General features: G+C 48.7%; 16 protein-coding genes and 1 tRNA gene. 14 read left to right on the plus strand and 3 right to left on the minus strand.

The features are described from left to right. Positions 1-3: 3 nt before the first annotated feature. The 9 genes from KTH89_RS22010 (at position 4) to KTH89_RS22050 (ending at position 12,594) form a co-directional block, all read left to right on the plus strand. On the plus strand, positions 4-1,482 hold the full coding sequence (locus KTH89_RS22010; protein ID WP_238723121.1) for a sugar ABC transporter ATP-binding protein: 1,479 nt from the start codon (positions 4-6) through the stop codon (positions 1,480-1,482). A gap of 11 nt (positions 1,483-1,493) precedes the next feature. Next, on the plus strand, positions 1,494-2,483 hold the full coding sequence (locus tag KTH89_RS22015) for an ABC transporter permease (RefSeq protein ID WP_238723122.1): 990 nt from the start codon (positions 1,494-1,496) through the stop codon (positions 2,481-2,483). Then, positions 2,476-4,200, plus strand: coding sequence for a glycoside hydrolase family 3 protein (locus KTH89_RS22020; protein WP_238723123.1), 1,725 nt, complete (start codon positions 2,476-2,478; stop codon positions 4,198-4,200). The genes KTH89_RS22015 and KTH89_RS22020 overlap by 8 nt, the downstream gene beginning before the upstream one ends. 9 nt (positions 4,201-4,209) lie before the next feature. Next, positions 4,210-4,887: a beta-phosphoglucomutase gene (gene pgmB, locus KTH89_RS22025; RefSeq protein ID WP_238723124.1), complete on the plus strand. Its 678-nt coding sequence runs from the start codon at positions 4,210-4,212 to the stop codon at positions 4,885-4,887. Positions 4,888-5,125: 238 nt separating this feature from the next. Further along, the gene (locus KTH89_RS22030; protein WP_238723125.1) at positions 5,126-7,411 is read left to right on the plus strand and encodes an extracellular solute-binding protein; all 2,286 of its coding nucleotides are present in this window, start codon (positions 5,126-5,128) and stop codon (positions 7,409-7,411) included. 177 nt (positions 7,412-7,588) lie between these two features. Next, positions 7,589-8,617, plus strand: coding sequence for an ABC transporter permease (locus KTH89_RS22035; RefSeq protein ID WP_238723127.1), 1,029 nt, complete (start codon positions 7,589-7,591; stop codon positions 8,615-8,617). A gap of 13 nt (positions 8,618-8,630) precedes the next feature. Next, positions 8,631-9,743, plus strand: a complete 1,113-nt coding sequence (locus KTH89_RS22040; protein WP_238723128.1) for a sugar ABC transporter substrate-binding protein — start codon at positions 8,631-8,633, stop codon at positions 9,741-9,743. Positions 9,744-9,809: 66 nt separating this feature from the next. Then, a complete protein-coding gene (locus tag KTH89_RS22045; RefSeq protein WP_238723130.1) occupies positions 9,810-11,312 on the plus strand; it encodes a sugar ABC transporter ATP-binding protein in 1,503 nt (500 codons plus the stop codon). 28 nt (positions 11,313-11,340) lie between these two features. Next, positions 11,341-12,594: an amidohydrolase family protein gene (locus KTH89_RS22050; RefSeq protein ID WP_238723131.1), complete on the plus strand. Its 1,254-nt coding sequence runs from the start codon at positions 11,341-11,343 to the stop codon at positions 12,592-12,594. Positions 12,595-12,720: 126 nt separating this feature from the next. Here KTH89_RS22050 and KTH89_RS22055 read toward each other — a convergent pair whose 3' ends face one another. After that, a complete protein-coding gene (locus KTH89_RS22055) occupies positions 12,721-13,872 on the minus strand; it encodes a DUF4317 domain-containing protein (protein WP_158345470.1) in 1,152 nt (383 codons plus the stop codon). A 116-nt stretch (positions 13,873-13,988) separates the two neighbouring features. After that, complete coding sequence (locus tag KTH89_RS22060) at positions 13,989-14,444, minus strand: 8-oxo-dGTP diphosphatase (RefSeq protein WP_158345469.1); 456 nt, start codon at positions 14,442-14,444, stop codon at positions 13,989-13,991. Positions 14,445-14,774: 330 nt separating this feature from the next. Here KTH89_RS22060 and KTH89_RS22065 point away from each other — a divergent pair, with 330 nt between their 5' ends. From KTH89_RS22065 to KTH89_RS22080, 4 genes are all read left to right on the plus strand, one after another. After that, complete coding sequence (locus KTH89_RS22065; protein ID WP_158345468.1) at positions 14,775-16,763, plus strand: hypothetical protein; 1,989 nt, start codon at positions 14,775-14,777, stop codon at positions 16,761-16,763. A 30-nt stretch (positions 16,764-16,793) separates the two neighbouring features. Beyond that, positions 16,794-20,990: a bacterial Ig-like domain-containing protein gene (locus KTH89_RS22070; protein ID WP_158345467.1), complete on the plus strand. Its 4,197-nt coding sequence runs from the start codon at positions 16,794-16,796 to the stop codon at positions 20,988-20,990. A gap of 291 nt (positions 20,991-21,281) precedes the next feature. Continuing rightward, positions 21,282-21,355, plus strand: a tRNA-Arg gene (locus KTH89_RS22075). 293 nt (positions 21,356-21,648) lie between these two features. Further along, a complete protein-coding gene (locus tag KTH89_RS22080; protein WP_238723132.1) occupies positions 21,649-22,638 on the plus strand; it encodes an MBL fold metallo-hydrolase in 990 nt (329 codons plus the stop codon). A 45-nt stretch (positions 22,639-22,683) separates the two neighbouring features. On the opposite strand, the gene KTH89_RS22085 is transcribed toward KTH89_RS22080, so the two are convergent. Next, positions 22,684-24,534, minus strand: a complete 1,851-nt coding sequence (locus tag KTH89_RS22085; protein ID WP_158345465.1) for a Na/Pi cotransporter family protein — start codon at positions 24,532-24,534, stop codon at positions 22,684-22,686. A 233-nt stretch (positions 24,535-24,767) separates the two neighbouring features. Here KTH89_RS22085 and KTH89_RS22090 point away from each other — a divergent pair, with 233 nt between their 5' ends. Further along, positions 24,768-25,607 (plus strand): tyrosine-type recombinase/integrase, encoded by an 840-nt coding sequence (locus tag KTH89_RS22090; RefSeq protein WP_238723133.1) that lies wholly within the window; start codon positions 24,768-24,770, stop codon positions 25,605-25,607. The last annotated feature ends 109 nt before the right edge of the window (positions 25,608-25,716 follow it).

Below are 25,716 nucleotides of genomic sequence, written 5' to 3' on the forward strand. Positions count from 1 at the left end.
AATATGAGTTTATCGTTCAAAAATATCAGTAAAGTATATCCGGGTGTGGTAGCCCTGAATAAAGTTTCACTGGATATCCATGAGGGCGAAGTACTGGCCCTCATGGGTGAGAACGGTGCAGGAAAATCCACACTGGTTAAATGTCTGACAGGAGCCAATGAACCCAGCAGTGGTGAGATCTGTATCGACGGAAACACCTATAAAAAAATTGCTCCGTCCCAGGCGCGACAGCTGGGAATCGGAGCAGTATACCAGGAATTCACTGTGGTACCGGGCTTACCTGTTGTGGAAAATATCTTTATGGGAAATCTGCCGGGGAACGGATTCCTAGTGGATAAGAAGAAAATGCTGAGGGATGCGGAGGAGATCTTTCGAAGCTTTAAGGTAGACATCGATCCCAATGCCATGCTAGAGACGCTGTCCCCGGCCATGATGCAGATTGTGGAGATTGCGAAAGCCATGTCCATGGAGACGAAAATTTTGATTCTGGATGAACCCACCGCGCCTCTGACGATTAGAGAAGTGGATATTTTATTCGGAATCATAAGAATGCTAAAAGCGAGGAACGTTTCGATTATCTATATCTCGCACCGGATGGAGGAGATCTTTGAGATCTCCGACCGCATAGCTGTCATGAGAGACGGATGCCTGGTCGCGCAGATGCGCACAGAGGATACCAACCGGAAAGAGTTGATTAAAGCCATGATCGGGAGGGAACTGAATGATAACTATTATGAGCATCATTCCTGCGCCAAAGAGACGGTCGTACTGGAGGCCAGTAAGCTCAGAGGTAATGGAGTACGGGATGCAAATTTTAAGTTGCATAAGGGAGAAATCCTGGGATTTGCAGGTCTTGTGGGGGCCGGAAGAACTGAACTTATGAGTCTGCTCTACGGGGAAGTCAGAAAAGAATCGGGAAACCTTAAGGTAAATGGCAGGGATTACCGGGCGATAGAACCATACCAGGCCATTGAAAGAGGGATCGGCTTAATACCGGAGGACCGGAAAAATAAGGGGCTTTTGCTGGATAAGTCCGTACTGGTTAATATCACGTTAGCCAGCCTGAAAAAATATTGTCGTTTCGGCGTTATCCAAAAGAAAAAGGAAGCACAGGCGGGACAGCGGTATGCGGCAGAGCTAAATGTGAAGACACCCACACTTAAGCAGGAAGTACAGTTTTTGTCCGGGGGAAACCAGCAGAAGCTGATTATTGCTAAATGGCTGGCTGTGGATGCCGATATTCTGATCTTTGACGAGCCTACCAGAGGAATCGACGTGGGGGCCCGCGCTGAGATCTACAAGCTGATGAACCAGCTGGTTAAAACCGGAAAATCGATCCTGATGGTCTCATCTGATTTCGAAGAACTGATGGGGATGTCCGACCGCATCATAGTGGTATCTGAGGGCAGAATCACAGGCGAAGTTCCCAGAGCGCAATTTGATAAATCAGTATTACTGGATATGGCATCCGGCAATCGTTAAGGAGTATGAGGATGAATCAGACAATAGAAAAAATAAGAATACATTCAAAAAAACTGGTGGCGCAGATCCTGCTGTTGATTATTATCATCATCTTTTCGGTCATGCAGCCACAGACATTCCTTACCTCGGATAATCTTTTGGCCATCGTCCGACAGGTGGCTACCACGGGAATTGTGGCGCTGGGTGTTTCGTTCCTGATGCTGACCGGGAATCTGGATTTTTCCGTGGGAAAAATATATGCGTTTTCGGGTGTTTCCTGTGCGCTTATGTATCAAGCTGGTATTCCTATCGTGCTTTGTATGATCCTGTCAGTACTGTTCAGTGTTTTGCTATGTATGCTGACGGGAATCATTTCTATGAAGTTCAACATTCCCATGTTAATCGTATCGATTGCTATGATGCAGGTAATCGATGGGTTAAATCTGGTATTGACGGACGGGGCTACTATCTACGGACTGCCGGAGTGGATCAAAATATTCGGACAGGGATACGTGATGGGTGTGCCGATTGCCGCGATTATCTTTATCGTATGCGCAGTGATTGTTGCTTTTTTGCTAAACAGGACCTATATGGGCAGGTACTTTTTCGCGGTGGGCGGAAGCAACGCAGCCGCCCGGCTGTCCGGTATCCACGTTAATAAGGTAAAATTGATCGCCAGTGCTCTATGTGGGCTGCTTACAGGAATTGCCGGCATTATCATGATGTCCAGATCATTCTCGGGAAGTCCATACAGCGGCGCCAATTTAAGCAACGACGTGATCAGCGCGGCCGTGTTGGGTGGTGTATCCATCATGGGCGGCACCGGCAAAACCAGCGGTGTCGTAACAGGTGTTTTAATTATAGGGGTTTTGTCTACTGGACTCGTGATGGTCGGCCTGAGCAGTAATTTCCAGAATATGATCAAGGGAGCCGTGCTTATTCTGGCGGTGATCATGGATGTCCGTTCAAAGGTAGTCAAGGTCAGAATTCCGGTAGATGAGGAGGGACAGGGAGATGATTGATTTACAGGGAAATCCCTATTATTTGGATCAGGACCAGTGCCAATGGGTAAATGACAGAAGAAAAAAAATGAGCCTGGAAGAAAAGCTGGGGCAGCTCTTCTTCGTGATCGGACTGGAAAAAGATCCACAAAAATTATATGAACTATATCAGAAGATACCGTTCGGCGGTATTATGTATCGGCCGGACTATGCGGCAAGCATAAAAGAGAGGAACGAATATTTACAGGAGCATGTGGATATTCCTCTGCTGGTGGCAGCCAATCTGGAAGCAGGAGGCATCGGCATCGCAGTAGATGGAACCAGCTTCGCAAGTCAGATGGAAGTGGCGGCAACAGGAGATAAGGAAAATGCTTATCTGCTGGGCAAAGTAAGTGCCGCTGAGGGGAAGAGTGTTGGAGTGAATCTGGCCTTTGCTCCAGTCTGTGATATTGATCGCAACTGGAGGAATCCCATTACCAACACCCGGACCTACGGAAGTGATCCGCAAGTAGTGCTTCAAATGGCCGGAGAATACATGCGAGGATGCAGGGAAGAGAATGTGGCGGTCTCACTCAAGCATTTCCCAGGCGACGGCTGTGACGAACGAGACCAGCATTTGGTCACCACGGTGAATGATTTAAGCTGTGAAGAGTGGGATTCCACTTATGGACATATTTATCAGGAGTTGATCCAACAGGGTGCACAGACCGTCATGGTGGGGCATATCATGCAGCCGGCCTACAGCAGAAGAATTCGTCCGGAGATCCGGGATGAAGAGATTATGCCGGGATCCTGTTCGGAAGAAGTCGTAAACGGGCTGCTCCGGGAAAAACTGGGATTTAACGGAGTGGTGCTGACCGATGCGGCCAACATGCTGGGATACTGTGGCGCCATGTCAAGGAGAGAACAGATCCCTGCTACGATCAACGCCGGTTGCGACATGATCCTATTTGGAAAGAATCTGGAGGAGGATTATTCCTATCTGAAAGCGGCTGTTTTAAACGGAGTCGTATCTATGGAGCGGATTGATCAGTCAGTGACAAGAATCCTGGCGCTTAAAGCATCCCTGCACCTGCACGATAAAAAGGCCGGGAACTGGTGCAGAGAAGAAGACAGCGTAAGAGAAGATTTAAAAGAGGAATCCGGAAAGATCGTAGGCTGCGAGAAATTTCGGAAGCTGGCCGCCCGATGCGCCGACCAGGCGATAACTCTGGTAAAGGATACGCAGCATCTGCTGCCGGTCACCCCGGACACACACAGGCGGGTATGGCTGCATATTGCAGGAGATCAGCCTGGATTCGCGGGAGGAGCAAAATGCAAGGACTGGGTATTAAACGCTCTGACAGAAGCCGGTTTTGAGGTGGATTACTATGACCATGAGCAGGCGCGCATTGAGGACACGATGATAGCCATGGAAGAGATCCGACAGAAGTATGATGTCATCATGTATTTTTCTAATGTGATAAACGCCAGCTATCAGACAGTAGCCAGAATCAACTGGCATGGAATGGTCGCGGAGGACGGGCCCTATTATGTTAAGGAAGTACCTACGCTGTTCGTCTCTTTTGGTAATCCTTATGGATATGTGGATGTACCCATGATTCGGACAATGATCAACGCTTATCATGCGTCCGAAACAACGGTACAGGCTGTTGTACAGAAGATTACGGGAAAGAATCCGTTCCGGGGTATATCTCCGGTGGATCCGTTTTGCGGAATGTTCGGTGCAAAACTATAGGTGCATAAGATGAAAAAAGGAATGATATTTGATCTGGACGGAGTCCTGGTTTTTACTGACCATTTTCACTATCTGGCCTGGAAAAAACTGGCGGATCGTTTGAATATAGAGTTTAATGAGAGCATGAACAACCAACTTCGGGGCATCAGTCGGCAGGACAGTCTGGAATTGATTTTGAAGGAACGATCGACAGACTATAGCGAAGCGGAAAAGAGAAAACTGGCGGAAGAAAAAAACGGATACTACCGGGAATTCCTGCAGCAGATGAGCCCATTGGACGTATCCGATGAAGTGAGGAATATCCTGAGGTGGCTCAAAGGAAGGGGGTATCAGCTGGCTGTCGGTTCTTCCAGCAAAAACGCTCCGTTTATTCTACAAAGAACCCAACTGTCCGGATACTTTGACGCGGTAGCGGACGGTAATCATATTACCAGATCCAAACCAGATCCGGAAGTATTTTTAAAAGCAGCTGAGTATCTGGGTCTTTCTCCTTTTGATTGTGCAGTGGTGGAGGATGCCCGTGCCGGGATTCAGGCGGCAAAGGCGGGAGGTATGACAGCAATTGCCATGGGTGATGCGGTGGGGGCAAATGAGGCGGATTATACGCTGGACAGCTTATCAGACCTGCCGGCGCTTATTACAAAGATGGAGCACAGTTTCAAAACTTCTATGCAATCACCCTTTTGAGGTCGGACAATTCATGGTATAAGCGATGGATTCCCTGATACTGGAAATGATACTGATGATAAAACTGAGAATAATATAAACGGCGATTCAGCTATGACAAGCGGATTAATCAAAATGGACATGTCCCAAACCGGAATGGACATGTCCCCTTTTGCCCCATCCTCTTGCGGGAACGATACCTCATGTGCTATACTTTCTACAGTTTCTAAACGTTTAGATAAATGGTGGAGGTACAGGAATGGCGACATTAAAGGATGTGGCGAAGAGGGCCGGAGTGTCGATAGCCACGGTAAGCTGCTGCTTGAGCGGAGCGAAGAATGTGCGGGTGGAGACGAAGCTTAAAGTCATGGAGGCCATCGAGGAGCTGGGGTATATTCCTAACTCAGCGGCCAGGAATCTGAAGCTTAAGTCGTCCAACGAGATCGGCGTGGTGCTGCCGGATATCAATGACGCGTTCTACGCGGAGATCCTGAAAGGGATCTCGTCAGAGTGCCAACAGGAGGGCTATATCATCAATGTGGCATTCTCCTATGGATCGAAGAAAAGTGAATCGGAAAAGATAGAGGAATTCATCAACAAGAATGTGGCCGGCCTGCTGATTCTGTCCTGTCAGCCGGAAAATACGGCGTTTTTTAAGGGGCGCATTGAAAAACTGAATATTCCCACTGTGTTTATGGACCGTAAACCGGAGGATATCAATGTGAATTTTGCCAGCTTTGATAACTACGGAACGGTCTATTTTTTTACCAGATCCTTGCTGCAGAAGGAGTACAAAGATATCGCCCTGATTACAGGCGCTCATCATTTGTCCTCACAGAAGGCCTGTCTGAGAGGATATATGGATGCCCTTGGTGAGTTCGGCTGTACTTATCACAAAGATTGGGTGAGGGTGACGAATATGTCCAAAGAGGATGCCTTCAAGGCAGCCATGCTGGTATGTCAGCAGAAGATTCCACACGCCATCATCAGCTCCTCCGTCACCATGACCCGGGGAATCTGGGAGGCCCTTGATATCCAGGGAATCAGTCCGGGCAAGGATATCCAGGTGCTGACACTGGGGGAGGAGAGTTGGAATAAGTCGGACCAGCTGCCGGGAGTGACTCATTCATCCAGAAGCGCATTTACCATGGGAACTTCCGTGGCCGACCTGCTGATCGGTAATATCGCGAAGCCCTTCTCTTTCGAAAAAAAGAATCTTTCCTTTACGGATGATATTATATATACGAAGTTAAATATTCCGCCCAGGACCGAACGGAAGAGCTCAGTGATATCCGTCTCCGGCCGAAAGACTCTGCGGGTTCTTCACTATGAGATCCCTTCCACAAATTCCATCAAGTTGGTATCGCGATGTTTTTCCAATCAGTACGATGTGGATATTATCTATGACAATATAGATGAAGCGGATAAGTTATTTTACCGGATCGCGAATGACGGGCCCCAGCTGGATCCGCAATACGATATTTTGATTTTTGATGTTCCGTGGAAGGATTATCTGGCCGATAATCACTGTCTGGAAGACATCACGGAGGTAGTGGAGAGTCCGGACTTCAACCGGGACCACATTTTAAAAGAAAATATGGAAAATTGCTATTATAAAAACAGGTGTGTAGCTATCCCGTTGAGCGGCGGTACCCAGGGCTTGTATTACCGACAGGACCTGTTTGAGAAGGCGTCCAATATGAAGGCCTTTAAGGATAAATATAAGATACCTCTGCGTGCTCCGCGGACATGGACGGAATTCAACGGGATCGCCGAATTTTTTACACGTTCTTATAACCCCAATTCACCCACGGAATACGGAACCAGTGTCAGCGGGCAATATGACGGAGAGCTTGCGCCGGAACTGTTAATCCGACTCTGGGCCGAGGGGGGGAAGATGTGGAACAGCAAGAATCGGGTATGCATGGATTCCCCTCAGAATGAGAGAGCGTTTCAGATTATTTTACAGACGCTGAAATATGTGGAGCGGCTGCCTTTTGACACCTCCATCGATGAGATCATAGAGGATTTCTGCAGTGGTAAGACGGCGATGTTAGTCACCTGCACGGAGTATGCGGGAAAGATCCGCAGCAGTATTGATACTAACGTGATCGGAAAGGTAGGTTATACCATGCTGCCTGGCAAAGCGCCCATGACTTTGGGCTGGAATATGGGACTCAGCCGTTATTCGGAGAATAAAGAACTGGCATATGAGTACTTTCGGTGGCTGTGCAGGAAGGATACCAGCTATTATATGACGATACTGGGAGGTCAGTCGACTCTGGTATATCCGTATCATAGTAATGAGATCCTAGAACTGTATCCCTGGATGCGCGTGGTGCAGGACAGCTTCCGCTACACCCGTTCCCGCAGCGGCCCGGTGAAAACCGTAACCTCCAGAGTCATGTGTAGCAACAGCCCGGAGGCGGTCCTGTGCAATGTCCTTCGCAATATCCTGAACCGCGGTATGACAGTGAAAGAGGCATTAAAGACAGGACAGACCGAAATGGAGCAGTTGTTCCGGGAATATGGTTATCCTATGTAAGCAAAATCTAAACGTTTAGAATTATCGTATCGAAAAACTATTGATCCCAAAAGACAATGTCGCTAAAATGAGTGCAAGTTGATGTTGAACACAACGTTACATATCGCATTTCAGCAAAAAGACAGGCCTATCTTGCAAATGTGGACGGTAAGGAATTGGAATTGGAGGACAAGAAAAGTGAAAGAGAAGAGTGTACAGGAAACCGGCGCAAAAAAATCTGGTAAATGGAAAGCGGTATTCGCACGCAGTGAGGTTACGGTACTTCTGGCGGTTGTTGTACTGAGCATATGCTTTGCTGCCATGTCGGACGGATTTTTCACGGCTTATAACCTATTTAACATTTCCAGAACGGCATCGATCTATGTCTTCATCGCGCTGGCCCAGGGAATCGTATGTGTGGTCGGCGGAATGAATGTGTCACTGGGCAGCATGGGTGGTCTGATCGTAGTATTCATCGGCTATGCCATGCAGAATCTGGGAGTCGGTATATTTCCGGCGATCCTGATCGGTCTGGGCACCGGAGTGGCGGCGGGCTTCCTAAACGGTATGATCATTACAAAGCTAAAATTAAACGCATTTGTCGTAACGTTAGCCACCTCCTTTATCTTTGCGGGTTTGGTGAGCGGTATTTCCAGAGGATATTCCTATACGGAGATCGCGGATAACTTCGATTTCGTCGGCCGTTCCGGGCTGTTCGGGATTCCGATGCTGCTGATCATTGCCCTGATCACCATCGCATTTTTGATCTATATGTTCCGGTATACCACGTTGGGCCGGCGGCTGCTGGCTACAGGAGGCAATCAGGAGGCGGCCCGGATGTCAGGAATCAATTCAGAGCGAATGATCGTGACGGCCAATATCATGTCCGGATTGTTTACCGCCATCGCCGCCTTGCTATGGGTGTCCAAGGCAGGCTCCGCACAGCCCTCCACCGGAAGTGACTGGATGATTATCTCCTTTGCAGTCACGGCCATCGGCGGCACGGCGCTGGCAGGAGGAGTTTTTAACGGGCTTGGAATGCTGTTTGCTGCTTTTCTGCTTGTCATGGTAAAGAACGGCCTGGTGGCCATCAATGCAAATGTATACTATGAAGAAACGTATTTGGGGCTGATTCTTTTGTTTGCCGTTTCCCTGGAAAGCATCAAAGCGATCATAAATGCCCATAACCGGAAAAACCGTCTGAAAAAACAACAATTGGAGAAATAAGGAGGAAATGAAAATGAAGAAGAGTTTATTGGCTATTTGTCTGGCAACTGTAATGACCGGCGCCTGTCTGGCCGGATGTGGAAGCCCGGTGACAACAGCTCCCTCCGGTGCATCCGCGGAAGAACCTAAGACGGAAGCGGATAAGAATGTAGATACTTCCACCGCTCCCGAAGGGGAAAGTGAGCCCGCAAAAGATGGGGCTTCAGACATCAAGATGGCTTGGTATGGGTTCAGCGGTTATCCTTACCATGAAGAAGTATATAAAGGGGTGGAAGCCTTTGCAAAGGATTCCGGAATCGAAGTGTTGAAATACATGGGCAGCGATGTGGCACAGTCCGCCCAAAATGAAGAAGTAGAAGCGCTGGTAGCCCAGGGAGTTAACGCTCTGAGTATCTATCCGGCCGACGCGGCGGGGGCCAACAGCTTATATGAAGAGATAACCGCCCATGGGGTCAATGTGGTGAACTTTGGCTGCGCTACGAATACGCCTACCACAGCTTCCTTTACGGTGGGGACCGACGTAAAGCAGGCGGCTATGGATGCGGCGGAAGAACTGATCAAAATGATGGGGGAGAAGGGAAATATTTTGAATGTCCTGGAAGTGCTGGAGGACCCTAACACAGCAATTCGAAAAGCAGGTGTGGAAGAAGTTGTTGCGAAATATCCGGATGTAAAGATCGTGCAGGAAGTAGGAGGTATCAAGTCCCAGGAGGAAGCCGTACAGAAGATCGAGACCGCCCTCTCTTCCAACGCAGGAAACATAGACGGTATCGTCTGCACCGGAAATACAGCGTCCATCGGAATGGCATTAACTCTGCCGGATTATTATCAGCAGATGGGTACGGACAAACATATCTACTGTATCGGTATTGATACGGATGAGACGGTGGTCAAGGCGATCAACGACGGTACGGTGGATGCGACGGTGGCGCAGAATCCTTATGCCCACGGCTATATTTCCTGCGCATTGTTACAGAAGCTGGGCGAGGGAAAGAATGTCAGCGATTATACATTTGTGGACACAGGAGTCGTACTGGTCACGAAAGAGAATTCCGCTGATTTCTCCGGAGACCTGGATGCTAAGACAAAAGAGATCATGAGCAATCTGGATTCCTATTTTGACTAGGTAATACTGCCGGCCTGCGGGAACCATATTCCCGCAGGCCTGTATAAAAACGTTGGAGGAATCACTATGCTGGAATTAAAAGGAATAGGAAAGAGCTTTCCCGGAGTGAAGGCGCTGGATGATATTACCCTGACATTTAAGCCGGGAGAGGTTCATGCGCTGATGGGAGAAAACGGAGCAGGCAAATCCACTCTGATGAAGATCATCACCGGAGTTTATAAACCGGATGAAGGACAGGTATATCTGGACGGCAGCGAGATGCATTTTAAAAATTACCGGGATGCGGTGGATCATGAGATCAGCATGGTTAGCCAGGAAATCCAGGTCATATCTGAAGCCACGGTTGCCGAGAATATCGTGCTGGACAGGCTGGACCGGTTCGGGCGGTATGGTGTCGTGAACTGGAAAAAGGTCAATGAGACTGCCGCGCAATATCTGGGCATGGTGGGTCTTAAACTGGATCCCACGCAGAAGATCGGCGGCCTGACCGCCGCGCAAAAGCAGCTGATACAGATCGCAAAAGCACTGTCCTGCAATGCGAAATATATTCTGTTGGATGAGCCTACGTCATCGCTTACCGGTTATGAGACGAAGACATTGCTGGAGATCGTCCGTAAATTAAAAAGGGACCAGGTGGGGGTGATCTTTATCTCTCACAAGATCGAGGAGGTGTTAGAGGTCTGTGACAAGGTATCCGTACTGCGAGATGGAAAATTCGTCGGTACGAGAGACTGCGGCAACAGCGAACGTTCCGATATTGTCAGGATGATGATCGGAAGAAAAGAAGATATGGCCCACAAAGGTTTTCTGACGGTGGGAGAGGAAAAGGTGTTAGAGGCTAAGGATATCACCGTGTACGGGCAGTTCGATCATGTGAACATGGATCTGCGAAAGGGCGAGATCCTGGGACTTAGCGGACTGGTCGGATCCGGGCGGACCGAATTCGTGCGTCTGCTCATCGGCATCGATAAGATGGATGAAGGGGAAGTATACGTCAACGGGAAAAGGGCACAGATTCATTCCCTGCAGGATGCCTTGGATAAATACCGGATCGGCTACGTCACGGAGAACAGGAAGGAAGAAGGGCTGATCCTGGATAACACGGTGGGCTTTAACCTGACTATCGGAATCTGGAAGCGGCTGGCCAGTAAAATCCATCGGATTCAGACAAAGGAAGAACAGCGCCTGGTCGGTGATATGATACGGAAAATGGAAGTGAAAACCCCTGACGAGAAGACAAAGGTCAGTTCCCTGTCCGGGGGAAACCAGCAGAAGATCAGTATCGGCAAATGGCTGGCAGCCCAATGTGACATCCTGATTATCGATGAACCCACAGTGGGTGTGGATATCGGGGCCAAGGAATATATCCACAACCTGATCTGGGATCTGGCGGATAAAGAGCACAAATCTATTATCCTGATCTCCTCAGATATGCCGGAGCTGATCAGCCTTTCCAGAAGAATTCTGGTGTTCAATGACCAGAAGATCGTGGGGGAAATTAACAATCTGAATGAAAGAGAACTGAGCTACGCCGAGGTGAGTGAGAAGATCGGTGAATATCTGGCGTAACAGCTCATAAAACAGAGGAATAGATTCTATGGCTAGTAGTAGACTTTTGGAAGAGATAGAAGAGATGCCCGTCGTGGATACTCATGAGCATTTCGACCGGTATTCAGATACCTTCGGTTACAATATGCCCCGCTTTTTTTATTACAGCTGCTATGTCAATATGTACTCCGGATATATGCCCGGGGAATGGATCGGAATGCTGGAAGATCCTGAGGAAGACGAGTTCAGCCAGTTCCGGGCTTTGCTTGCGATCCGAGAGCAGCTTAAGTTCAGCCAGTGCAGATACCTGATGGACGAAGTGGCAAAGAGGGCCGGGCTTTTGCTTAAGGAGGAGAACTTCGGGGCATTCCGGGAATGGTATGCGAACCGGAATGCAGACGAGATCGCTGCGCAGAATCCGGAGATTCAGGCATACATCTGTAATTCTATCGGGCATCCCATGTTCGGGGGACTGGAAGGATTAAAGAAATATATGGGACCGGGAATGGAACCGGATCCGAAGATACACCGGGTATTAAATATCACAGATTTTCACAGTGTGGCCGACAAAGAGCAGCTTCAGATGATCGGAAGATTGGCGGATATGGAAATTGGATCACTCAAGGATTGGGAACGGGCGGTGGAATACGTGATCCGGACCTTTGTGGAATTGGGGATTGTGGGGTTCAAAGAGCTGTATCTGTACTTTCGGCCCCTTCACCTGGGAGCGCCGGATCAGACGAAAGCTGTAAGAGAGATGAACAGCCTATTAAAAGGAGAGACTTCCGGTACCGGTCTGATGGACTATATGATGTTCAAGGTATATGAGATCCTTTCCCAATACCGGCTGCCGGTAGCGGTACATACCGGCTGTACCCTGGTCACCGGAGAGAGCGCGCTTTATTTCCCGGAATTCATAAAGATTATAGAAAGCGTACCGGAGGTAAACTTCGATCTGCTGCACCTGAACTATCCGGTTCTGGAAAGCTATATGGCGATTTTGAAAAGCTGCCCCAACGCATATGGAAACTGTACCTGGATCACGTCCAGCGACCGGGAATACACAAAACAGTATATGGCAAAAGTTCTGGATGCGGTACCGGTGGACCACACATCGTTTTTCGGAGGCGACCGCCACTGCGCCGGCGAACCGGTGGGAGCGGTACTGCAGCAGACACGCCAGCTATTGGCGGAAGGATTGGAGGAAATGATCCGGAAGCACTATCTGAACGAGGCGAACGCCCTGGAGATCGCCCGGCTGTGGCTATACGAGAACCCCAGACAGCTATACGGCCTGCGGTAAAAACGGAACTGACGGAAAGGGGACTGGCACTTTCCGTCAGTTCCGTTGAACCGTAAGATACGAAAGGCGGAAAGGGCCTGTCCCCGAAAGCGGGCCGTAAAACAGCAAAGAAGAACGTCAACAGACCTACTCCTCATCCCCCAGTTCAGGCAGCTTCAGCGTTCTGGCATTCACTCCGTTCACCTCGATATGATCATCCACCACGATGACCAGGCACTGCCGCCCGTCGATCACCCGTGTTTCAATCAGATCTGTGCGCTCCGGATTCACATTGATTACCACATCCGGGGTCTGGATATTAAACTTTCGTACGTTGGCGATATTCGAAGCCAGCAGCGCCGTTTTTTCGCCGGCTACGGCGTCGTAGTCCGTCTCAAAGGTTTCCAGCTTCTCTTCCGGCACACCGCTTTGTTCCAGCAGATGCTTGACATCTGTCTTCGTCAGGGAGAGAGGTTCCGGGGCTTCTTTGAACTCTTCAATCATCACATTTAAATTATCGTGAATGGTGCGGATCACCTCATAATCGCATTCCTCACCAAGCGTATCCGAAATTATGGTGTTAAACGTCTCCTTCTGGCCCTCCGCGGTCAGGGGCAGCGAACAGCCCAGCATCTGATCGATAAAATCGGGCTGAAGCTCCTCGGCATTTTTGGAATAATAAAGGACGCTGTGAAGATCCGTGCTGCGGTCGTTGAAAACGGGGAACAGGAATCCTTTTACCGGATGTTCGACGATCCAGTCCCGGATCCGGTCCTCGATACTGTTTTTCTGCGCGTTATAGCAGAGACCGGGTTTCGATAAGTTCACCGGACAGATACTGCACAGCAGATATTCGAAGACCTCGTCGGAGGCGTCGAACATCTCCGAGCCGTCGGTGGATTTCCCGGGAATATCGTAAGCCGCATGGATCAGCAGAATCAGATAGTTTTCTCCGTAGAAATAACTTTCAATAACCTTGTCATAGAATTCCTCCAGCAGCATATCGTCCTGAAGCTTACTGTCCCGAAGCTTTAACAGGAACTCCTGTGTGCCTCCCGGCATTTCCTGCTCCAGGGGAAAATCCATATTGATGAGATTTTTTCCGATGGTCCCGGACAGAGTCTGTTTGAAAATATCAAAGTATTTGAACATTTCCTCTTCCGGCAGGGAGAGAAAAGCTTCTTTTAATTCCAGTTTCTTTTCTTTTTCCGCATCCACGTAACAGCCGCAGATCCGGGAGATGGTGCAGTTCTGCGGGGTGTACTGCTTGCGGATTTCCAGTACTTCTTTCTTAATCATAATATGTAACGCCCTTCTTTCTGTTCAGATCAATGTGCCCTGTATCAGGGGGCACCCGATTATCTTAGCATAGTGAAATAAATTTTACAATGAATGAAGTTATCCTTCGGGGGAGATTATTTTAATGAGTCCCGCCAGATCCCCTCTTGTACCTGCCAATAATGTTCCGTCAAATCATCCTCCAGGAAGACCCGCAGTGTTTTGACCATGCCTTTTGCCAGATTCAGCGCGGGAAGTTCGGACAGCTTCGTCCAGTAGACTTCTCCCTCCGGGGAGGATGTCAGGTTACCGGTAAAACGGTTGGTTTTATATAGAAGGATCACATAACGGATGCCGCCTTCATAGGGCCACTGCTTGATACCGCATAGATAAGGCTGGGAAATATGTAAGCCTGTTTCTTCGTATACTTCCCGGACCACCGCATCCGTAAAGGATTCCCCAGGTTCGACATGCCCGCCCGGGAAGGCGATGCCTTTCCAGCCGGGGTCTTTTCTGTCCTGAACCAATACATGGCCGTCATCGTCGTATATCATACACATGTTGGTAAAGATTGTTTTTTCAATTCGTTCCATTTTGAACCACCTGTATCTTTCTATCATTGTGCCTGCCGGAAATATTGAATCAATTTTATCATTTATTATCCGACGGTACAACGTTTTTGCTAAATATACTGTTTCCAACCTGTTTGAAAAGAGTGACAGCATTCCCGGTAAAAAATATACATGAACAGGATGGATCTAGACATTCCCTTCGATGCGGCCAGGTTCTACAATATTTAGTATATAACTGCCAAAACTAAAATTTAACGACCGGGGGGTGATTGCGGGAAGGGCGGATATTTAGTATTGGCCGTAAATAAAAGAGTATTTATACAGACCTAAGGAGAAAGGGATGGGAGATATATGAAAAAAATAATAAGCGGTATTTTGGCCATTTTATTAACCCTCGGCAGTATTCCGATGACGGGAATGATTCAAGCCGGCGCTGATACAATCGAGGATACCAGGACGGTAGCTCATACGTTGTATGTATCCCCGGATGGAAGCGACAGCAATGACGGTTCGGCGGCCAGCCCGTTTAAGACCATTGAGAAAGCGAAAGAAACCGTCCGGACCCTTGATAAATCGGGCGGAGATATCGTAGTAAAGATTGCCGACGGTTTCTATTCTCTGGATGATACGCTTCTGTTCTCAGAAGAGGATTCCGGAAATGAGAACTGTACCATCTATTATGAGGCTGAGGAAGGCGCAGCGCCCATTATCAGCGGAGGCGATAAACTGAGCGGGACATGGACGCTAGAGGATTCACAAAAAAATATTTGGAAAATTCCGCTGGAACGTGAGAATAAGCTGCGTTCTCTGTATGTGAATGGCGAGCGCTCCTATATGGCAAATACCAATGGAACGATAGGGGCAAAAGGTTCCTACGGAAGGTATACGGTTGGGCCCAATTACAGCGATACGGATTTCAAATGGAAGGAAATCTTCTCGGATGATTTTTCCAAGCGCACGGTTGGCGACAGGATAGGCTTGGATGATCCTATCTATGAACTCTATGCGAAATCCGGAAATAACAGTAACAGTATCGTCAATGTGGTAGACGCAGGGGAGGGTAATCAGGCGCTTCAGATCGCCCATACAGCCAACGAAGACTGTGGATTTACCGTAAAATGTGATACGTATGAGAACGCATTAATTGAGTTGGATTACCAGTTTGCTGCAGATCATGTATTTAACAATCTCTATGAGTCTCTTCAGCTCCAGGGGTGGTACAAGGATGTCGACAACTGGTACAGTTTTGTCCAGGAAAAAGCCAGATCTTACACGCAATCGGATCAGGAAGGAGAGGTTTCCAGTCCTATTGGAGAATTCCCGAGTAGTCTGCAAAACGGGAAGTGGGTATCCACAAAAATTATGATTTTGAATGGTAATTATTTCGTAAAAAACTGGGAGAAAGGTACACAAGAACCGAAAGAATGGACTTGCCGGAACGCGATGCCGGTATCCGGGGAAGGAGGACGGCTTCGGATCTATGCCTATAAGGGGGGTAACAACTCTAAGGTAGACATCCGGATCGATAATATAAAGATCAGCGCTTATGACGGGAAGCTGGGAGATCAGGAGGCAGTTGAAGCGTCGGATTGGGCCTGGGCGACCGGCACCAAATTTGACGGAATCCGCTACAGCCAGTCAGACTTACCGGAAATTAGACGGAATCCCGAGGATGTAGAGATCGAGAATCAGCAGGTTTGGAATAAGAATACGGTCTGTGTGCGGGAAATCGAAGACAGCGGAGACGGACAGTGGATTCTTAAGCTGCAGCAGCCGTACGGAGCTATCGCCCAGACTCCGGGATGGGGAGTGGGGCTTCAGGGAACCGGCAACCATATCATCTACAACGCCTACGAACTGCTGGACAAGCCCGGAGAGTTTTATTTCGACAAGACGGAAAAAATGCTGTATTACATACCAAGGGAAAATGAAGATCTCTCCAGCGCGGAGGTTGTAGTTCCCCGGCTGGAAACCATTTTAGACTATAAAGGTACCCCGGTGGCTTCGGGAGACATGAATACCGCGGGCCGCAAGGAGATCAGCGGACAGGTGCAGTATATTACGATGAAGGGGCTGACGATCGCCCACTCCGACTGGGGCCTGCAGAAGGTTGGGGATTCCTATGGGAAATCCACGGTGCAGGCGGGAACTGTATACACCGCTTTTTCCACGGATAACTGGCATTATGATATGTACCGGAATCTGGATACCCTTCCGGGAGCCATTCAGATGGAGTTCGCCCATCATATCAGCATATTGGACGGTGCGATCAAATTAACCGGCGCGGAAGGCGTCAACATGAAAAATGACGTGGAGGACTGCGAAGTGACCGGCTGCTAATTCTACCAGACGGGCGGCAGTGGCGTCGTTGTGGGAAATCCCCAGCATATCTATGAGAACGACTCGCTGGAGCCGGAGGTGTATGTCCATCGGGTGGACCAGAAGCCGGAAAATGAGATACTGGGTGCTACTGCGGATAAGGAAAAATATCAGAACGGGCTGGAAGCAGTACCGAGAAATGATAGAATAACGAATAATCTTTTTTATGAATGCTCACAGTTATTTCCCTCCAATGTGACTATTACCTCTTTCTATACGCAGAACCTGCTGGTGCAGAATAATATATTAAAAAATACAGCTTACAGTGGTATGAGCATTGGGTGGGGCTGGTGTAACTTTGACGGGAAGCCGGACGGGTTCCTGGATTGGGGGAGCGCCAATAATCAGGGAGGCAGTGTACTGCCGGGCTATCCCACGGAAACCTGCCGGGAAAATAAGATTCTGAATAACCGAATCGACGATACGATGCAGATCTTAAACGACGGAGGGTCCATCTATACATTGGGTAAACAGGACGGGACTCAGATAGAAGGGAATTATTTAAGAAATTCGGAACATACGCTCTATCAGGACGAAGGCTCTGCTTACTTTGCGCCCATCAAAAACAATGTGAGTTCAGGAAGAATCAGTGACGCCATATATGCCGGAGAATACGGGAGAAAGCATGACCTGTTATATGATAATAATTACTCTACAAGCAATAACTGCTATACGGCCGAAAAAGAATCCATTCATATAAATAATGAGAATTTCCATTATCAAAGCGACGGCGTATGGCCATTAGAAGCATATGAGATCACAGTGAACTCCGGTCTGACAAAATCGTATGCCCATAAGTACGCGGACCTGTTAAGCCGCTTCTACAATGGAGTGCAGAATATCGTTCTTCCGTCCAGCGTCGGTGTGGATAGCAGCGAAGAACTGCCGATTATGGGATTCCTGGATCCGGAAGATGAGATCTGGCTTGCTCCTGCCGGGACAAAAGATTTTTCAGAAAATACCTATATGACAAAAGCCCGGGGGGATGCGGATACGATCGCGCTTCCTCAGGATTCCGGCGAGTATAAACTGTATGTAAAGAGTTCTGACGGATCTGTTTCCGGTGAGTCTCAATATACGGTATTTGTAACGAACACGGCTCCCCGATTCAATACACGGACGATGTCACTGTATCTGGGAAGTAAGGTGTACGGTCAACTTACCATCGAAAACCTGCCTGAAGGCTCCGAGGTGAAATGGGATAGCAGTGACCCTCAGATTGCAGTGGTAGATGAAAATGGAAGGATCAGGGCTTACAGCGCGGGTACAGCTACGATCACAGCTCAGATAGAGGGGTATACGCTATCCTGTGAAGTGACGGTTAAAGAGAGCGCTTTCGTACCGGCAGATAATCTTACGATGCGGTTCGCGGCTGACGAGGGAACGACTCTGGGTGAAGATGGAAGCTCGGTACTGGAATGGGCAGACCAGAGCGGTTCCGGGGTAAAATTAAGCCAGTCGAACGCCGCCGCTGCCCCGAAACTGATCACAGACGAGAATGGGAATAAGCATCTTCAGTTTAATGGGAGCAGCGAATTCCTCGCCATGAACGGAGTGGATTTTAATAATAAAGAGGAGCTAACTGTTATTTTAGTGAATCAATATACCGGTCCGGTTCGTCAAGGAGATGAAAACGGCGACCGGGGAACTTCGTTCTTTGTGACAGAAGGCGGCGGCTGGGGGTCGGTCTATCTATCGCCTTATCAGGATCATGTGGCTTTCCGATTCGGATCTGGCGCGGCCAACTGCCATGTTAAGTATAACCGGGAAGCTGCGATGGAGACCAACTCCGTGACCGCTGCGGTAAAGAAGGGATCCACGGAGCAGTTATATATCAATGGACAAAGCGTTCTGAAGAAAGACGGTCAGGCGGATAGGACGGCAAACAACGGATCAGATCTCTATGTGGGGGCAAGCATATCGAATAATCAGATGTTTTACTTTACCGGAACGGTCTCCGAGATCCTGGTGTATGATAAAGCGCTGACTGATCTTGAAATGGAAGAAGTCAATGCGTATCTTATGGGGAAATATAAGATCCAGGTCGAACTTGAGTCAATCAAACTTAATGGCCCTGACAAGACAGAGTATGAGATTGGAGAGGAATTGGATACGGCCGGCCTGACGGTAACCGCTTCTTATAGTAACGGTACCGAGGCGGAAGTAACCAATTATGAGGTAAGCGGATATGACTCCGCACAAGCCGGGGACAAGACTGTCACGATCAGCTATACAGAAGGCGGAATTACGAAGACAGCTTCCTTTGGGGTTACCGTAAAAGAGAAGGAAGAGCCGGTAGTGCTGGAATCAATAACTTTGTCGGGGCCGCAGAAGATCGTATACGAGCTGAATGAAGCATTGGATACCACAGGGCTTGTAGTGACCGCCAATTACAGTGATAGCAGCCAGAAAGAAGTTTCAGATTATGAGCTGAGCGAGTTTGACTCTTCTGAAGCAGGGCAAAAGACCGTGACGGTGAGCTATACGGAGGGAGATGTTACGAAGACTGCGGACTTTACGGTGACCGTGAATAAGGCGACGGATCCGGAAACCGTGACTTTGACATCCATCACGTTGACCGGTCCGGATAAGACAAGCTATGAGATCGGCGAAGAGCTGGATACCACAGGCCTTACCGTTACGGCCCACTACAGCGATGACAGCGCAAAGGAAGTGCAGGATTATGTGATAAGCGGATTCGATTCATCGGCTGCAGGGCAAAAAACCGTGCATGTAAGCTATACGGAAGAAGAAATAACCAAAGCGGCATCCTTTACAGTGACGGTAAACGAAAAAGAACCGGAACCTGTGATACTTGAATCGGTATCCCTGACGGGGCCGGATAAGACAACCTATGAGATCGGAGAAGAACTGGATACGGCCGGGCTCGTAGTAACGGCCCACTATAGTGACGGAAACACCAAAGAGGTGCAGGGGTATGAGATAAGTGGGTTCGATTCTACCGTTGCAGGTAAGAAGACGGTAGTAGTAAGCTATACGGAAGGAGATGCGACCCAAACCGCATCCTTCGAGGTAACGGTAAACGAAAAAGCAGAACCTGTGATACTTGAGTCGATTACACTGACGGCACCGAAAAAGACGGAATACGCGGTTGGGGAAGCTTTTGATCCGGATGGCCTTGCGGTTACTGCGCATTACAGCGACGGCAGCACGAGGGAGGCGGCGGATTATGAGGTGAACGGTTTTGATTCCCGTACCCCAGGACAGAAAACAGTAAAGGTCAGCTATACAGAGGGCGGAGTGACAGAAAGCGCGAGCTTTACGGTAGTTGTAAAAGAAAAACAGATTACCCAGCTGGTTGACAAAGAAGAACTGCTGAAGCTGATTCAGGAGGCGGAGAAGTTAAAAGACGGCGATTATACCGATGCCAGCTGGTCTGCACTGACGGCGGCCTTATCCCACGCAGGATCGGTATTTAGAGAATCTGTGAGTACTCAGGAGCGCGTGGATGAGGCCATCCGGAACCTGAAAGAGAAAATGGACGGACTGGTACGCAAAAGCAGCGCGGCCGTGGAGGTTAATATCCAGGATAAGATGCCACAGATTACCATTGCAAATCAGGAGGAAGCTTTGCGGGCAATTCTGTCGGATGAAGAATTCCGTCAGATCTCGGAAGGTATAGGAGTCAGAATTCTTTTACAGCTTCAAGCCGTGGATGAGAACAGATTTGCGCCGGAGATTCAAAGCATGAAGAACGCGTTTCCGGGATGGAGTCTGGGTAAATTGTTGAATATTACCCTGTCCAAACAAATCGGCAGCGAAGAGGCAATAACTCTGAACCAGACGGAGAAAGCCATCAGATTCGTGATTCAGATTCCAGAGGAATTGAAGGCCGGGGATGCCGGGACAAGAACATTCTCCATATTAAGGGTTCATGACGGCAAAGTGGAAGAATTAAAGGATTTGGACAGCAGTCCGGACACCATAACGGTTGAGAGTGATAAATTTTCCGTATACGCCATCGTATATAAGGTTCAACAAAAGGAACAGGAGAAAGAAGATAACAAGACATCACAGAACAGCGACGGCCACTCAGGCAATGACAGCAAGGCTTCGGAGGTGTCCACACAGGATGGGGCGCCCATAGCAGGAATGCTGATTCTGGCTGGAGGTGCTGCGGCAGCGATTTTCTTCAGTCTCAGACGTAAAAGGGTGCAGAACAGATAACTTAACATAAAACAGGCGGACATAATTGGAAAGATGCCGCTCCACAACTCAAGGGAGGTTGTTGGAGCGGCATCTTTTCAGAGGCCCCAGCCCGCCAAGTCTCACAGATTTTTGCCGATCGTCACCATGGCCCCGGATAGATCCGTTCTTGACGCCGGTAAGGAGGATGCGCCGTTCATCTCACTTCAGCCCTTAAAAAATATTGGACAAAATTTGTTTATTTCTATTGACAATTTCTGAGAATGATGTATAATATCTACTGTTACGGGTTTTCTTCTGTTGAAAATTCGTGTGCGTGTAGCTCAGCTGGATAGAGCGTCTGGCTACGGACCAGAAGGTCGGGGGTTCGAACCCTCTCACGCACGTATTAAGCCCTTGCAAGCGGTAGGTTTGCAAGGGCTTTTGTGTATTTCCTAGAATATTTTCCCAGGGAATCCTATGGATTAAAAAACCTTTGGGGGGATGGACATCAGGGCAATTCCTTTTCTACTTATTTTTAAAAGACTTTGTGCCAGGGAGGCAATCTGGTATATAATAACAGTAGATCCGATGATACGGATAATCAGGAAAGCCCGGATATATGATTGGAAGAATAGTGACGTGATGAGGGCGGTGCTAAAAAAGACGGCGGGACAGCCGGAAAAAAGGAGCGCTTGCAATGGTAGAACTCGTTTGGAATAACCCGAAAATTCATAGAATACAAATTGAACTTCCCCGGAATCCTCTTAAAAATCTGAACATCTATGTTCTGCAGACCCCGGAACGGTCGTTGGTGATCGATACAGGATTTAACGATCCTGCATGTCATGAGGTTCTGTGGGCGGGGCTTGAGGAACTGAAGCTTAACTTATCCAGCACGGCATTGTTTTTAACACATTTCCATGCGGATCATATCGGATTGGTGTGGGATTTTGTGGAGCGGGGCGTTCCTGTTTATATGGGAAAAAGAGAATATGAATATACGAAGACGATAAACGCGGAAGACATTGTAGGCGGGATGAACGAGGCGTTTTCACAGGAAGGGTTTCCGGGGGGACTGCAGCTGAGGCACCTCGGTGAGAGCAAAGGTAGGCTTGAGATACCAAGGACCGGATTCCCGGTTAACGTGATCGAAGATGGAGAAGACCTGCCGATGGGAGACCTGAAGGTGCGGACGATCTGTACTCCGGGCCATACCCCCGGGCATACCGTTCTTTACCTGCCGGAGCAGCAGCTTTTATTTACCGGAGACCATATTCTGTTTGACATAACGCCAAATATCAGTATATGGCCGTCTGTGCCCCACTCCCTGGCCGATTACCTGGAAAGCCTTAAAATGGTCCGTAAAATTCCGGTCCGTCAGTCCTTCCCGGCACACAGGGAAGCAGGTGAGGATATTTATCAGAGAATCGATCAGCTTCTGGAACACCACCGGTGCCGGTTGGATGAGATCCGGCAGACGGTTATCGATCACCCGGGAATCACCGCATACGAGACTGCGGGGCTGATCCACTGGTCCCTCCGGGGCCTGTCATGGGAGATGTTCCCGTATAATCAGCGTTGGTTTGCCATGGCGGAAACGCTGGCCCACCTGTATTACCTGGTGGATGCGGGGCGGATCGTCCGGGATGAGTCGGGAGAGTTTGTGCGGTACTATTGCTGGCAGTAACCTTCGGACTCTCCGCTGCAAACACTAGTTGGGTTTAAAAAGATATCAGGCGCTTGGAGCGTGTAACGCCGATTTTTCATAATCTGAGTCAAATCCCGCGCAACCAGTTTCTTCAAGACCCGGAACCTCCTCCTGATATGGCAGCCGGATATAGTATTTCTTCTTGTACTCCTCCACTAGTTCCGCGTAGTTCTCGGCCTGAGAGGATTTTAAGGAGCGGAAATAGCCGTGGGATTCAAACGAGAGGTCATTCATCTCGATGACGCTTAAGGCCACATTGGAACAGTGATCGGCCACCCGCTCAAAATTATTGAGCAGATCGTTAAATACAAAGCCTAACTCCAACGTACATTTTCCGGCCTGGACACGTTCGATATGGCTGGACTTCATGGCGCCCGCCATCTCCTCGATGACCTGCTTTAACGGTTCCACCCGGTGCGCCATTTCCAAATCATCTGATATAAAAGCGCCAAAGGCGATATCCAGAATCTCTCTGACGGCGGCAATACAGATACTCAGTTCTGTGTCCGCTGCCGCAGAGAAGGTCAGTTTCTTTTCGTGAAGCTCCGCAGCCAGTTCCATCACATTCACGGCATGATCTGAGATCCGCTCCAGATCGGTGATGCTGTGGAGGTATTTGGAAGAATAGCGGGCTTCGCTGTGGGACAGTTCCTTCCCGCTTAATTTAACCAGATAAGTACCCAGCTTGTCCTCATACTTGTCCACCACGTTTTCCCGATTCACGATTTTTTCCGCTGATTCGGGACGGTAATCCGCCAGCAGGTCAATCGCCTGCAGGATATTCTTCTTAGCGGCCTCGGCCATTTTCGTGATGGTGAGATTGCTCTGTTCAATGGCCAGGGGCGGGTAATTTAAGAAGCGCTCGTCCAGGAGGTTTTCTTCATATTCCTCATCCTCGGGCGAGGATTTGAAGGTGAGATAAACCAGCTTCTCCAGCTGCCCCATGAAGGGAAGCAGAACAATGGTGGCGAACAGTTTGGCCACCGTGTTGACGATGGCGATTCCCACGGCAGTGGCGGCCATGGAGGTAAAGGTCAGATCAAACAGCCGTGTGGCGGCATAATAGACCACCATAAATGCCAGTGAACCGAACAGGTTATAATATAGATAGATAAATGCGGCCCGCCGGCCGTTTTTGTTTGCGCCGATACTGGATACCAGAACCGGTGCGCAGGCGCCGATGCTCATGCCCAGGATCAGCGGCACCGCCATATCATATGATATGCTGCCGGTGACGGCCAGGGCCTGCAGGATACCTACGGAAGCGGAGGAACTCTGGATAACGGCGGTAAACAGGGTTCCGGCCAGAATTCCGATGAGGGGGTTGGAGAAAACGGTCAGCACGCGTATGAATTCGGCGCTGTCCTTTAATGGCTCCACTGCGCCGCTCATAATCTGCATGCCGTACATTAATATAGAGAATGCCAGCAGGATCACGCCCACGTTTTTCTTCTTCGTACTGTGGGCGGTCATGTAGAGAATGATGCCGATCAGCGCGATGAGAGCAAAAATAGTGGACACGGAAAATAACTGCGCCGCTGTGCCGCCGTCCTGCAAATCGGTCAGGCTTAAGATCCAGCCGGTGGCCGTAGTCCCGATATTTGCGCCCATGATGATGCCGATGGCCTGAGACAGTTTCATAACGCCTGAGTTCACAAAACCAACGACCATAACGGTGGTGGCGGAAGAACTCTGAATCACGGCCGTCACGAAGGTTCCAAGCAGAATCCCCCGAATGTGCGTGGAGGTCAGTTTCGCAAGAAATACCTCCAGCCGGCTGCCGGCTACTTTTTTTAGAGAATCTCCAAGAAGGGACATGCCAAACAGAAAAAATGCGAGACCTCCCAGCAATGTAATGACTGATACGATATCCATTGTCGAAAACCGACCTTTCCTTATGTAAAAATTTGTTTAATTTTATGTTAATTCATTTTGAAGTTCATGTCAATTTATGGTTTATAATTCTTTATTATTTATTTTATTAATGATATGGTAATAGAGCGGCCAGCATTGAGGTAATTTGAAAATGCTCAGAGTATGACTAGAAGACGATGTATGATCTGCTGCAAAAAGATCATGCTATGATTACAAAGGAGGTATAAATTCTGATGCATAATATGGATTTGCCGAATCTTACAAGGTACCTGGAAGACTTACACCGTCAAGAGCGCAGTGCCGCGACCATAGAAAAATATAAACGGGCATTGACGAGATTCTATCACTGGATGGCGGAGAAAAAGCAACTGGATAAAGATCGTGTGATTGATTACAAAAATGAATTGACGAATCAGTTCGCGCCTGCCGGCGTCAATACAGCGTTAGCGGCTCTCAATGGATTTTTCCGTTTTATGAGCTGGGAGGATTGTCTTGTGAAGCCTCTTCGCCTGCAGCGGAGGACTTTTGCGTCAAAAGAAAAAGAATTGACGCGCCGGGAATATGAACGGTTGGTTACTGCTGCCGACCGCAAGCAGAACAACAGGCTTTCCCTTCTTCTGCAGACGTTGGCCTCAACCGGTATCCGGGCTTCCGAAGTCCGCTATATAACGGTGGAAGCCGTTCAGGTCAGGAAAGCCGTGATTATCTTAAAAGGAAAAACCCGAACGATTCTGCTGCCGGAAAAACTCTGCAGGAAATTAATAAAATATGCGAGGGAACAAAAAATTGGCTCAGGAGAGCTGTTTCTGACCAGACATGGACGTCCGCTGGACCGCAAAGAGATCTGGGCGCAGATGAAACATCTGTGCTGTGCAGCCGGGGTGGATCCGGGGAAAGTCTTCCCCCATAATCTTCGACATTTATTTGCGCGGATTTTTTATGATTCTCAAAAAGATATCGCGAAATTAGCTGATTTGCTGGGACACTCCAGCGTGGAAACGACCCGTATTTATTTATTGACTTCAGGGGAAGAGCATATGAGGGCGTTAGACCGGCTTCATTTGATCTGCTGAAATATAAAAAGACAGAAGATTTATTCTGTCTTGGACTACTTTCAAACGGTTAGTGCCGCATATGTAATTCTTATTAATTTTACAATAATTTCCTACCTTTTACAACATT

Source organism: Diplocloster agilis (assembly GCF_019042275.1).
Classification (GTDB): domain Bacteria; phylum Bacillota; class Clostridia; order Lachnospirales; family Lachnospiraceae; genus Diplocloster; species Diplocloster agilis.